Origin of the sequence: Streptomyces telluris (assembly GCF_024519335.1) — a bacterium.
In the GTDB taxonomy this organism is placed as follows: Bacteria; Actinomycetota; Actinomycetes; order Streptomycetales; family Streptomycetaceae; genus Streptomyces; species Streptomyces telluris.
Window position 1 is genome coordinate 97578 of the sequence record NZ_JANIID010000008.1, and the last position, 13439, is coordinate 111016.

Consider the following 13439-nt stretch of genomic DNA (forward strand, 5'->3'; position numbering starts at 1 on the left):
CACGCATGGCGATCACGGTCCACGACTATCTCCGCACCGCCTCGGGTCCCACCACCACGGCGGGACGTGCTCGTACGACACTGCAGGAGGTATTCGCCGCGGCCGTCGCGGCGAACGGCGACGCTCCGGCCGTCGTCGGCCACGGCAGCCCCCGCTCGTGGGCGCAGTGGCACTCCGAGTCCCGTGCCCTGACCGCGGGACTGCAGGCCCGTGGCATCGGGGTGGGTGACGTGGTGGCCGTCCACCTGCCGAACTGCTGGGAATTCCTGGTCGCCCACACCGCGGTGGCCGCGGCCGGTGCAGTGCTTCTGCCGCTCCATCTCGCCTACGGCGAGCGGGATCTGCTGACGCTGATGCGCCGGGCGTCGGCTCGCGCGCTCATCCTGCCTGCCGGCTACCGGCAGGTGGACGGTGCGGCGCTGGGCAAGCGGCTGCCGGCCCGGCTGAACGCGCTCGAGCTCGTCCTGACCGTCGGCGGGGCCCGGACGGCGGCATCGGCGGAAGAGCGCCCGGCAGGGCAGGACGCCCGCATGGCCACGTACGAGACGCTCGTCGACGAGCACCGCACGGTCTCGCCCCGGCCCGTGGAAGTGACGGCCGAGCAGCCGTTCGCCCTGCTGCCGTCGTCGGGCACCACCTCGGAGCGGCCCAAACTCTGCATGCACAGCCACGCCACACTCTTGTCGAACGCCGCGACCGTGGCCCTGGACGGCGGCGCGAGGGCCGACGACACCATCGTCAGCGCCGGCCCGTTCACCCATCTCTTCGGCCTGCTGTCCGTCCACCTCGCGCTCCTCACGGGAAGCCGGCAAGCCCTGCTGCCGCACTGGGACGCCCCGGCCTTCCGCACGCTCGCCGACCGCACCGGGGCGAACGTGCTCTTCGCCGTACCGGCCCAGCTGCGCGACCTGACGGCGGCCCTGCGCGACGAGCCCGCAACCGGGCATCCGCGCCTGCGCGAGATACGCACGGGCGGCACGGCCGTTCCCGGTCCGCTCGTGACCGGCCTGCGCCGCCTGACCGGGGCATCGGTGATCGTCCAGTGGGGCATGTCGGAGCTGGGCGCGGGCACCGTGACCCGGCCCGGCGATCCTCCGGACGTCGCCGTCGACAGTATCGGCCGCCCGCTCAGCGGCTGCGACGCCCGCGTGGTGGACGACACAGGCGCCCCCTGCCCCGAAGGCATCACCGGTGAACTCCAGTACCGGGGACCGCACACGTTCCTCGGCTACCTCGGGGATCCCGAGCGGACCCGGGAGGCCTTCACCGCCGACGGCTGGCTGCGTACCGGGGACCTGGCCCGCCGGAACGCGGACGGCACCTTCACCCACCAGGGGCGCGACGCGGAGGTCATCAACGTCGGAGGAACGAAGGTCAGCGCCTCCGAGATCGAGACCATGCTCGGCGACCTGCCGCAGTTCTCCGCGCTGGCCGTCACCGCCCGCTCCGACGCCCGGCTCGGTCAGTACCCCTGCCTCGTCGCCGTCCTGCGGCACGGGGCCGCCATCGGCCTGGAGGAGGTACGGGCCCACCTGGCGGGCAAGGGCGCGTCCGACGTCCAGCAGCCACTGGAGCTGCACCTGGTCGACGAGATACCGATCACCCCCACCGGAAAGATCGCCCGCGGCCGTCTGGCCCGGCTGCTCGACCGCCCTCCCGGGTCCGCAACCACGCCCCGGCAGGCAATCCCGGACACCCCGCCGCAACCCGGATCCCTCCACGGCGCCTTGGAGCTGATACGCCGCGAGGTCGCTCGTCTCCTGCCGGCCGGCACGGCAGACGCACCCGCACCCGCACCCGCTCCCGCTCCCGACCGGACGTTCCGGGAATCGGGGGTCGGCTCGCTCGCCGCAGTACGCCTCGCCCTCAGCCTGTCGGAGGCGACCGGGCTGCCGTTACCGACGACCGCCCTCTTCGACCACCCGACTCCCCGGGAACTCGCCCGTCACCTCACCGGCCTCACCACCGGTCACCGGCAGGACCAGCGGACCGACCGAGTGGGCCAGAAGGGCCGGCGCCCCGCACCGGCACCGGACCACCACGACCCGGTCGTGATCACCGGCATCGGCTGCCGCTTCCCCGGCGACGTCCGCTCCCCCGAGGACCTGTGGCACCTCCTCGTCGACGGCCGGGACACGGCCGGCCCCTTTCCTGCCGACCGCGGCTGGGACCTCGCCCGGCTCAGGCACCCGGACCCCGGCCACCCCGGGCGCTCCACCACGCACCACGGTCACTTCCTCACCGGAGCCGCGGAGTTCGACGCCCGTTTCTTCGGCATATCGCCCCGCGAAGCGCTGGCCATGGACCCCCAGCAACGGCTCCTGCTGGAGACGAGCTGGGAAGCGCTCGAACGCGCGGGGCTCGACCCGACCGCGTTGCGCGGCTCCGACACCGCGGTCTTCATCGGGCTGATGGCCCCGGACTACGCACCGCGGGTGGCCGAGGCACCCGAGCGCTTCGACGGCCTGCTGCTCACCGGCAACGCGGCGAGCGTCGCCTCCGGACGTATCGCGTACGCCCTCGGCCTGACCGGACCCGCGCTCACCGTCGACACCGCCTGCTCCTCCTCCCTGGTGGCCCTGCACCTCGCGACCCAGGCGCTGCGCCGCGGCGAATGCTCTCTGGCCCTGGCCGGCGGCGCGACCGTGATGGCGACCCCGGCCTCGTTCGTGGACTTCAGCCGCCAGGGAGCCCTCGCGCCGGACGGCCGGTGCAAGGCCTTCGCGTCCTCGGCCGACGGCGCGGCATGGGCGGAGGGAGCGGGCGTGCTGGTGCTGGAACGGCTCTCCCGGGCCCGGGAGCGCGGCCATCCGGTCCTCGCCGTGATCGCCGGTTCGGCCGTGAACCAGGACGGCGCGAGCAACGGCCTCACCGCTCCCAACGGGCTCGCCCAGCAGCGCGTGATCCGGCAGGCCCTGGTCGACGCCGGGCTCACGCCCGGTCAGATCGACGCGGTCGAGGCGCACGGAACGGGCACACCACTGGGCGACCGCATCGAGGCTGCGGCCCTGTGTGCCGCGTACGGCGACGACCGTGCCGAGGACCGGCCGCTGTGGCTGGGCTCGGTCAAGTCGAACATCGGGCACACCCAGGCCGCCGCCGGGATCGCCGGCGTCGTCAAGACGGTCCAGGCGCTACGACACGGCGTGCTGCCGCGCACCCTCCACACCGACCTCGACTCCCCACCGGCGGCCGCAGACACCAGCGGTGTACGGCTGCTGCTCACACCCCGGCCGTGGCCGCGCTCCGAACGGATCCGCAGGGCCGGGGTGTCGGCCTTCGGGATCAGCGGCACCAACGCCCACGTCATCCTGGAAGAGGCCCCCGCCCCCGCCCCCGCCCCCTTCGGACAGCCCGCCGCCGCCCCCGCTCCCTTCGAACAGCCCGCCCCCACCGCGGTGCCGGCCGAGGAGGGGGGTGGCCGGCCGGACGGTGACCGGGCGTTGCCCTGGGTGCTCTCCGCTCGTAGCGCCCAGGCCCTGCGCGACATGGCATCGCGGCTGCTGCCCGTCGCCGAGTCGGCCGACGTGTTCCAGGCGGGCCGGGCACTGGCCGCCTCCCGGCCCGTGTTCGAGCACCGTGCGGTGGTCGTCGCACGACAGCGGACGGAGCTGATCAGCGGGCTGCGCGGGATCGCCGGGCTGCGCGGAATCGCCGACGGCGCCCTGCCCGCCCACGCGGTCGGAGGCCTGGCCCGACCCGAAGGCGGCGGCACGGTCTTCGTCTTCCCCGGGCAGGGCTCCCAGTGGGAGGGCATGGCAGCGGACCTGCTGATCGAGTCCGAGGTGTTCGAGCGGTCCCTGGCGGCGTGCGAGGAGGCTCTCGCGCCGCATGTCGACTGGTCCGTGCGTGCCGTACTACGCCAGGAGGCCGGTCAGCCGCCGCTGAGCCGTGTCGATGTCGCGCAGACGTCCCTGTTCGCCGTGATGGTCGCGCTCAGTGCCGTATGGCAGTCGCTGGGAGTGCGCCCGGACGCGGTGGTCGGGCACAGCCAGGGGGAGATCGCCGCCGCCTGCGTGTCCGGCGCCCTGTCACTGGCGGACGCCGCGAAGGTCGTCGCCCGGCGCGCCGCCGCCGTCCGGGAGCTGCCGGGCGGACGGATGGCGGCCGTGGCCCTGTCCCGGGACGATGTGGCCACTCATCTGGATCATCTGGCCGCCTACCGGGGCCGGTTGTTCCTCGCCGCCGACAACGGCCCTCGCTCCACTGTGGTCTCCGGCGATCGCCGTGCCGTCGGCGCCCTGCTCGACGAGCTCGGTGCTCGCGGCGTACGAGCGACCGGCCTCGCGGTCGACTACGCCTCCCACAGCGCCCACGTGGACAGCCTCCGCCCCCGCCTGGCGCACGCGCTCGACGGCATCGCGCCCCGGCCCGCGCCCACCCGCTTCTTCTCCACCGTCGAGCCGGGCCCGCTCGACGCCACGCGGCTGACCCCGGACTACTGGTACCGCAACCTCCGCCGCCCGGTCGAGTTCCACAGGGCGGTCCGCGCGCTGCTGGACGAGGGCTTCACCCACTTCATCGAAGTCAGTCCCCATCCCGTCCTCACCTACCCGGTCCTGGAGACCGCCGAGGCGGCCGGGCGGCCCGTCTCGGCGGTGGGAACCCTCAGGCGGGGCGAGGGCGACGAACGGCGCTTTCTGCTCTCCGCGGCGGAGGCCTTCAGCAGCGGGGGTCCGGTGGCCTGGAAGAACGCCTTCGCCGGACGCGCGGCCCGCCACGTCGAGCTGCCGACCTATCCGTTCCGGCGCGAGCGCCACTGGATAACGGCCGGGGCGGCAGGCGCAGCTGCAGCCGCACGACCAGCCCCGCGGCCCGGCGAGACGGTTGAGGTTGAGGCTGTCGCGACGACCGGCCGGAGCGCCGGCAGCCCGGCCGAATCACTCGACTCGTACGGCTCTCCCAGCTCACCCGGCTCACCCGACTCGGCTGAAGACTTGCCGCTCCCGGCCAGCGAGTCCGCGCTCCTTGCGCTCGTGCAACACCACACCGCGGCCGTCCTCGGATACCGTGACGGCGACCAGGCCGGCCCGGACGCGGTGTTCGCCGAGATCGGCACGGGGTCGCTTGCCGCGGTGGAGCTACGCAGCCGGCTGGCTCACGTACTCGGTCTCCCCCTGCCGTCCACCGTCGTCCTCGATCACCGAACGCCCCGGGCGCTGAGCGCCCACCTGTGGCGACTCCTCGACGACCTCCGGCAGCGGGAGCCCGGCCCCCGCAGCACCGCCCATGAGATGCCGGACACCCTCGACGCCCTGTACCGGCAAGCCTGCCTGACCGGGGAGGGACAGGCCGCCGTCGAGCTGATCCGGGCGGCGGCCCGGCTCCGCCGCACGTTCGGCGCCGAGACCGCACCGGAGCACGCACCCCGCACCGTCCGGCTCGGGCCGGCAGGCGGCCGTCCCCCGCTGATGTGCTTCCCCTCGCTGCTCCCGGCCTCCGGACCGCACGAATACACCCCTGTCGCCGAGGCGCTGCGCGACGACCACGAGGTACTCGTACTCCCGCAGCCCGGCTTCGCCGAGGACGAGCCCCTCCCCCGCGACCTCGACGCCCTCACCGCCGCGCACGCGACGGCGGTCGGCCGGTACGCCGCCGACGGGCCGTTCCTCCTGTGCGGGCACTCCTCCGGCGGGCTGATCGCCCACGCCGTCGCCGCGCGACTTGAGGAGCAGGACCAGCCCGCACACGGGCTGGTCCTGCTGGACCCGCCGTGGCCCGACCGGACCTTCCGGAGCGACGTACTGCCCCGCCTCCTCAGCGCTGCTGCCGTACGGCAGCAGGCCTTCACGGAGCACGGCGTCTCCGCGCACCGGCTCACCGCCGCCGGCGGATACCTGCGCGTACTGGACGGCTGGCAGCCCGTACGGGTCGGCACCCCGACGCTTCTGCTCCGCGCGCAGCAGGCCGTCCCGGAGCTCTCCGAGGACGGATGGTGGGCCCGCCGGTGGCAGCTGCCGCACATCGAACGGACGGTTCCGGGCGACCACTTCACCATGCTCGGCGCCCACGCCGGTGCACTGGCGGAAGCCGTACGAGTCTGGTGGGCAGACATCGCGGACGCGCCGTAGCCCCCGGCGTACCACCCCACGCCCCGAATATCTGGAGCATCCCCCGTACCAAGGAGCATCGGACATGGCCCCCTACGACGGCGACCTCATCAAGCTGCTCGCCGATGTCTCTTCCGCCTCGGCGCCCCGGGCGCAGCACGCCGATCCACCGTCGTCGGCGTCGCCCTACCGGGGATTGCGGCACATCCAGTCCCGGCTCGGAGGCGGCCGGCCGCTCCTGGCGGACCACGCCCGGCTGCGGGACGTGCTGGAGCTGAGCGCGGTGGCGGACCCGCGCCTGTTCTTCGTGATGTTCCTGCACCACTGCATGACCATCGGTCCCGCGCTCGACTTCGGCGCCCCGCACGAGGACGTGGCCGACCTGGCCTCCGGGCAGTGGATCGGCGCCGCCCTGATGAACGAGACCGGCCACGGAAACAGCAGCTCCGCCATCCGCACACAGGCGGTCTTCGATCCGGTGACGCGCGAGTTCGTCCTGCACACGCCGACCCCCGAGGCGGCGAAGCGCCCGGCCAACGTGGGATTGGACGGCTTCGCCAGACTGGCCGTGGTGAGCGCCCGCCTCCGGGCCGACGGCGCGGATCGCGGGACCGCGCTCTTCCTCGTCCCCCTGCGCGACCAGAACGGACCGTGCGAGGGCGTCACAATCGAGCCGCTCGCGCCGACACCGCTCCTCCCCATGGACTACGCGGAGGTCCGGTTCGACGGAGTGCGGGTGCCGTACCGGAGGTGGCTGCGTGACGGCGCGTCCATTGCCGGAGACGGATCGTTCCACGACCCCCTGGACGGGCCCGAGGCCCGCACCCGGCGCAGCCTGGGCATGGGCCGCTTCGCCTGGGGGGCGGTCACGGCCGGCCTGGCCGCGACCGCGCGGGCGAGCGTGGCCCTCGCGCTCACCCACGCCCGCCATCGCCGGACCAATGATCGCCTCGCCGGCGAGGTCGCGGCCATCGCCCACCTCAACCAGCAGCGGCTCCTGTTCGTCTCCGCGGCCGACGCCCTGGCCGCGACCGCGGTCGCCCGCCGGGTGACCGCGGTGGGCTGGCACATCCCGCCCGGCGGCGGCACCGGCGCCGGGCCGTCGGCCGCCGGCATGCGCACCCTGGCGCTGAGCAAGGTCGCCGTCTCCGTCCTGGCCGAGGGAGCCGTCTCCCGCTGTCGCACGGCATGCGGCGCGCTCGGTTTCTTCCCCGGACACCGCCTGATCGGCTATCAGGCCCTGACCATGACCTTCCTGTCCGCCGGCGGCGACAACCGGCTCATCCTGCTCGACGCCGCCCGGACGATGGTCACCGGCACGGACTACCGCCCGCCGGCGGAGGAAGACCCGGCACCAGGTGACTGGCCACGCCTCTTCCGCGCCAGGGAACGCCTCCTGCACGCCGAGCTCACCTCGGCCCTGCGCGCCGACGAGCAGAACGGGGCCGTCCCCTTCGACTCCTGGAACGCCCGGACCGAGCTGGCCGGGCGTCTCGCCGAAGCCCACGCCGCCCGCACCACGGCCGAGGCCCTGCGCGACGCACGGCACGCTCCAGAAGTCCCCGCAACCGCCCGCCCTCTGCTCCGCGACCTGTACGAGCTGCACTGCCTGGAACAGACAGCACCCCACACCGGCTGGTACCTCGCACACGGACTGCTCGGGCCGCGGGAGGTCCTCGCGCTGCCCGAGCGGGTCAACGAACTCTGCCGCCGACTGCTCCCCCGCACCGAAGCCCTGACCGAACTGCTGGACGTCCCGGCTGAACTCCGAACATCCAGACCCTAATGGCTGTGAACAGGGTGCCGCCCGCGAGAAGAGCCGCGACCTCCGCAATCCGTCTCCTGCGGAGGTCGATGCGCGCTCTTCGGGGCCTCGGGAAGGTAGCGCACCGGGACCCCACGGCCCACGGGAAGGCCCTTGGCTCCGGATGACCCGGCCTGGAACGTGTGCCGACCACCCTGCGCATCAACGAATTCGACCACCGCGAAGTAGACAAGGCCACCATCTGTTTCGGAGCCACGTCGGTGGGGCCCGCATCAGTGGGGCGCGCCGGTCGCGGCTCAACGGCCGCAGGAGGCCCGGCACCGGCCAACAGTTCGATCTTGTCTTCGCCGGGCCCCATAATGAGGCGGTTACGTGCAAGATCAAGAACATGAGTGAGCGGTAGGGGCTGAGGGCCGGATGAACGACGTGACGGCCGGGCCGGCAACGGGGCGACGGGCGTTAGCCGGCGGCTGCCGGAGGATTACCGAGTCAGGCTGGTTCGGTGGCCTGGCCTTCGCCGTGATCCTCGCCAACGCGGGGTTGCTCGGCGTGGAGACGTACTCCGGCCTGGACGCTCGATGGCACGATGTGCTGAAGACGGCCGAGCACGGTTTCCTGTTGTTCTTCACTGTCGAGATCGTGCTGCGGGGTCTGGCTCACGCGGATCGTCCTCGTCGCTTCTTCCGCGATCCGTGGAACCTGTTCGATCTGGCAGTGGTGCTGTTCGCCGTCCTGCCCATCGCGCGGGAGAACGCGACCGTGCTGCGCCTGCTGCGGCTGGCCCGGGTCCTCCGCGCCGCGCGGTTCCTTCCTCAGTTGCGCGTCATCACCGTCGCGATCGCCAAGAGCCTGCCCGGCACCATCAGCTTTCTGCTCGTCGGCACCTTGATGCTCTACGTGTACGCAATGGTCGGCTGGGTCTTCTTCGCCGATGACGACCCCGGACACTTCGGTTCCATCGGCCGGGCGGTGCTCACGCTGTTCCTGCTCATGACCCTGGACGGGCTCGGCGACACCGTGCGCGCCGGTCTGGAGATTTCGCGCTGGAGCATCATCTACTTCGCCTCCTACGTGCTGCTGGCCTCCTTCGTGCTGGTCAACCTGCTGGTCGGTGTCGTCATCACCTCGCTCGACGAGGCCAAGCAGGCCGAACAGCAGAACGAGGGCCTTCAGCCCGGCGGGGAAGACGGCGACGCCCGACTGCTGCGTGAGCGGATCAGCGCCGCCCGGTCGGCCCTGGACGATCTGGAGGCGGAGCTGAGCCGCCTCCACCGGTGAGCCGGCAGGGAAACGTCAGCTGAGGGCGCCGATGAGGAACTGCACGCCGAACATGAAGGTCATGCAGAAGCCCAGCGCTGCCAGCAGCCATTGCAGAGGCCCGCGGGGCGTGTCGAACTGCACGAAGTATCCGGCGACGCCGGCTATGCCCACGAGAGAGCCGGCCCAGAACAGGGAGCCGTCGTGCCAGGTCGCCAGGGCGGCGATGGCCGCGAGGAGCAGCCCGAGCGCGACAAGTTGCCCAGGGGTGACGGCGCGTCGCGGAGCGCGGACCGAAGACGTCATCGTTTGTTCATTCCTATCTGCATGTCCCCTGCCGAGGTGAGGGGCGACTCGAAGCGACCAGTATCTCCGAGCCGGCGTCGAGGCCGATTCCCCCCGCGTACGCCTCCCGAGATCAAACTTGCTACATTGCGCAACTGTAGAAGCGGGAGCTGCGGGCCGCGCCCGGGCATCCCGCGGACAGTGGCATACCTGCAGCACATGGCCGCTTCCGGACCTCAACGACAGGAACAGAATGACTCACCGCATCACCCGCTCCATCGTCGGCTTCGTGATCGCCGCCCTGGCAGTGGCGGGGGTGACGGCGACGGCCTCTCCGGCCATGGCGGCGGCCGGGGCGGTTCGCCCGGCCGCCGTCACAGCGTCCATCGGCGGTGACTCGACCACCGCTGCAGGCAATGCTCACGCGAGCATTGCCGCCCCCGCGAAGGTGGAGCTCGCCTCGAAGGAGGAGAAGAAAAAGAAGAAGGGATTCTTCGCCAAGCTGGGCAAATTCCTGCTCGTTGTGGTGATCCTGATCCTCCTGTTCTTCATCCTCCTCATCGTGGGGATCGTCTACGCCGCCAAGCGCATCTTCCGCCGCCGCGGCTGACGTTCTTCAACGACGGACCGCCCCGCCGGACGGATGGCCGTCCGCAGCACAGGCCGGGCCGCTGTCCGTCCCCGCCAAAAGACGGCTCAGCCTAGGGCTGACCCCGAACAGCGGGATGGGGGGGGAGGGACCGGGCGTGCCCGGTCCCTCCCCCCCCATCCCGGGCGCCTGGCCCCGCTCCGGTGCCGGCGGGTCCCGTCAGCCCAGGAACTTCGGGGTCGGCAGGGAGTCGCGGGCCAGGACGTTGTTGACGAGGAAGCGGCGGGCCGGGCCGACCGGTTCGGGGACCGGGCGGAACGTCAGGCGGTGGAGGTGCAGCCAGCCTTCCGAGAAGGCGCGGACCGCCGTCGTCATGCAGCGTTCGAAGTCGCGGGCCTTCTTCTCGCCGACCAGCTGGGCCGCGCGGTCGCGGTCGGCGTCCAGGTTCTCCAGCCAGCACCTCAGCGTGCGGGCGTAGTGGTCGAAGTCGTTGCGCAGGGCCACCAGGTCGAACAGGCCGTCGCTCGCCGCCTGGAGTTCGGTCAGGTAGGAGGGGTTGCACTCCGGGTAGACCTTGCTGGCGAGGTAGAGGCCGCGCAGGAGGTCCAGGTCCCAGGGGAAGCGGTGGCCCCAGGTGATGGTCTGGATGACCAGCCGGCCCTCCGGTCGCAGCCAGGACCGGCAGCGGGAGAAGAACTCGCGGTAGCCGCGGGTCTTGGCCCGGCCGGACATCCCGGGGCGGGCGAAGTGCTCCATCGCCTCCACGCAGATGATCGCGTCGTACGGCTGGGCGGGCCGGTGGTCGATCCAGTTCTCCAGGCGTATTTCGGTGCGGGGAATGGCGAGGTTGCGGGTCCACTCGACCGCGGCCTCGCTCAGGGTGATGCCGGTGACGGAGTCCGCGTCGTACTCCTCCACCATCCGCTGCATCTCGGCTCCGTAGCCGCAGCCGACGTCGAGCACCCGGTGCCCGGGCCGGATGCCGGCCTGGCCCAGCAGGTAGTCGGTCTTGCGCAACTGCGCCTTCTCCAGGGTGTCGGCGCCGTCCTCCCACAGGCCGCCGGCGTAGGCGAGGCTCGGTCCCAGCCAGATCTGGAAGAACTCGTCGGAGACGTCGTAGTGCTTCTGCGCCGCGTCCCGGGAGACGCCGCGGTAGCCGTTGGTCCGGGGCATGTGCCGTCCTCTCGTGAGGGGTTGGAGGGCATGGAGGGGTTCGGGGTCATTCCTTCCAGACGGCGGGGAGCCGTCGCTCCAGCCAGCCGGGGAGCCACCAGTTGGCACGGCCCGCGACGCCCATGACGGCCGGTACGAGCAGCAGGCGCACGACGGTCGCGTCGAGCAGGACCGCGAAGGCCAGGCCGAAGCCGAACTGCTTCAGTTCGAGGACGCGGGCGAACAGCAGGCTGCCGAAGACGACGACCATGATCGCGGCGGCCGTGGTGATCTGCCGGGCGGTGTGCTCCAGGCCGGCGGGGACGGCCTGGGCGTCGTCCCCGGTGCGCAGCCGTTCCTCCTGTATCCGGCCGACCAGGAAGATCTCGTAGTCCATGGAGAGCCCGAACAGCAGCGCGAACAGGGCGACCGGCAGGTAGGCCTGCAGCGTGCCGGAGCTGGTGAAGCCGAACAGGCCCTCGCCCCAGCCGTGCTGGAACACCAGCGTGGTCATGCCGAGCGCGGCGACCGTCGCCAGCAGGTTCAGCAGCACGGCCTTGACCGGCACGAGCACGCTGCGGAACACCACGAGCAGGTAGCAGAACGACAGGGCGAGGATCACCAGCACGACGAGCGGCAGCTTGCCCGCGGTCTCGTCGGCCAGGTCGACGTACTCCGCGCTGAGCCCGCCGACGTGGACCTCCGCCGGCGTTCCGGCGAAGGCGGTCCGCGCCGGCCCGGACCGCAGGTCCCGGACGAACGCGGTGGCCTTCGGCGAGTCGACCCGCTCGGCGAGGACGATGTGCAGGCCCGCGCACTTCCCGGAGCGCTCGACGGGCAGGACCTCGGTGATGCGCCGGTCGTGCCGAACCTCGCCGGCCAGCCGCTGCGCGCCCGTCACCGCGGTGTCCCCGGGCCCGCAGGCGACGACCTGGACGGGGCCCACGGCGCCCGGGCTGAACGACGTGGCGACGATCTGCTGGCCCTTCCCCGACGGGGTGTCGGTCAGGGAGGCCAGCCCCCAGTCGACGCCGAGCCGGATCGAGGACAGCGGCACGGTCATCGCCGCGACCAGCACCAGCACCGGCAGCCCCAGCCGGTAGGGGTGGCGGAGCACGGTACGGGCCCACGCCGCCCAGCGGCCCCCGCCCGGGCCCCCGCGTCGGCCCCCGCCCGCGGAGGGCCGCAGCGTGCGCGGCAGCGCTCCCCGGTTGACCCGGTGCCCCAGCAGGGCGAGCAGGGCGGGCAGCGCGGTGAGCGAGGTGAGCAGGCACAGCACCACCATGAGCCCGGCGGCCACGGTGATCTCCGTGAAGATGTGACCGCGGATCAGGATCATCGAGCCGAGCGCGACCATGACGATCAGGCCCGCGGTGAGCACCGTGCGGCCCGACGTGCGCAGCGCGACGCTCACCGACGCGTGCACCGCCTCCCGGAGCGCCGCCTTGTCCGGGCGCGGCTCGCCGTCGGGAGGCGTCCGGCGGGCCAGTTCCTCGCGGAACCGGCTGATGACGAACAGGGCGTAGTCGATGCCCACGCCGATGCCGATGACCGTGGCCACGACCGTCACGAACCGGTCGAGGTTCAGCGGCCCCGCCAGCAGGCCGAGCAGGGCCGTGCAGGCGAGGACCGACCCCAGGGCCATCGCGACCGGTATCAGTGCGGCGACCAGCGTGCCGAACGCGAGCAGCAGGGCGAGCAGGGCGATCGGGACGCCGATGCTCTCGGCGACGGACTGGTCCCGCAGCTCGACGTCGGAGAGGTCGCCGGTGAGTGCGGAGGGCCCGGTCAGATAGGCCTCGACGGGCCCGTCCGCCGCCGCGGCCCGGATGCGCCGCTGCAGGTCACCGGCCCTGTCGGCGCGGTCCGACCGGCTGCCGGCCATCGGGAACGTGGCGACCGCCACGTGCTTGTCCGCGGAGATCCGGCCGGAGGAGGAGTCGGGGGCGGCCGGGCGGCCCGCGTCCGCCGGGATGACGGCGAGCACCCGGTCGACGGCACGCCGGTATACGGGGGTGTCGGCGGTCAGCCGGGCGGACCGGAAGACCACCACCCCCTGTTCGGCGCCCGAGGCCGGGAAGTGCCGCGCCATGAGCTTCTGCGCCGTCGCCGACTCCGAGCTCTGGACCGTGTAGTCGGGCGCGGCCAGCCGCGACTCCACGCTGGGGTAGAACACCGCCGACGCGACCACCAGGAGGATCCAGACGGCCAGCACCGGGATCCGGTGCCGGGCCATGTATCCGCCCCACCGGTGCAGGGGTGAGGGATTACGGGGTTCGGCGGGCACGGCGGCGTTCTCCTTCAGTTCGGACTCCTCCGGTACGTTCACAGTCAGCTCTTT

General features: G+C 72.6%; 7 protein-coding genes. 4 read left to right on the forward strand and 3 right to left on the reverse strand.

Annotated features, from left to right (window positions below; genetic code table 11):
• Positions 1–5 precede the first annotated feature (5 nt).
• From NQU55_RS11780 to NQU55_RS11790, 3 genes are all read left to right on the forward strand, one after another.
• Complete coding sequence (locus tag NQU55_RS11780) at positions 6–6071, forward strand: type I polyketide synthase (RefSeq protein ID WP_256790459.1); 6066 nt, start codon at positions 6–8, stop codon at positions 6069–6071.
• A 64-nt stretch (positions 6072–6135) separates the two neighbouring features.
• Positions 6136–7836: an acyl-CoA dehydrogenase gene (locus NQU55_RS11785; RefSeq protein WP_168094002.1), complete on the forward strand. Its 1701-nt coding sequence runs from the start codon at positions 6136–6138 to the stop codon at positions 7834–7836.
• A gap of 396 nt (positions 7837–8232) precedes the next feature.
• Positions 8233–9093, forward strand: coding sequence for an ion transporter (locus NQU55_RS11790; protein ID WP_168094003.1), 861 nt, complete (start codon positions 8233–8235; stop codon positions 9091–9093).
• A 15-nt stretch (positions 9094–9108) separates the two neighbouring features.
• Here NQU55_RS11790 and NQU55_RS11795 read toward each other — a convergent pair whose 3' ends face one another.
• Positions 9109–9378: a hypothetical protein gene (locus tag NQU55_RS11795; RefSeq protein WP_168094004.1), complete on the reverse strand. Its 270-nt coding sequence runs from the start codon at positions 9376–9378 to the stop codon at positions 9109–9111.
• Between the two features lie 232 nt (positions 9379–9610).
• Between NQU55_RS11795 and NQU55_RS11800 the strand changes: the two genes are divergently transcribed.
• Positions 9611–9967 carry a hypothetical protein gene (locus NQU55_RS11800; protein ID WP_256790464.1) on the forward strand — a complete coding sequence of 119 codons (357 nt, stop codon included), beginning with the start codon at positions 9611–9613 and terminating at the stop codon, positions 9965–9967.
• Positions 9968–10165: 198 nt separating this feature from the next.
• On the opposite strand, the gene NQU55_RS11805 is transcribed toward NQU55_RS11800, so the two are convergent.
• Together NQU55_RS11805 and NQU55_RS11810 are read right to left on the reverse strand one after the other, a co-directional pair.
• Positions 10166–11119: a class I SAM-dependent methyltransferase gene (locus tag NQU55_RS11805; RefSeq protein WP_168094006.1), complete on the reverse strand. Its 954-nt coding sequence runs from the start codon at positions 11117–11119 to the stop codon at positions 10166–10168.
• A gap of 46 nt (positions 11120–11165) precedes the next feature.
• Complete coding sequence (locus tag NQU55_RS11810) at positions 11166–13427, reverse strand: MMPL family transporter (RefSeq protein WP_168094007.1); 2262 nt, start codon at positions 13425–13427, stop codon at positions 11166–11168.
• Positions 13428–13439: the final 12 nt, after the last annotated feature.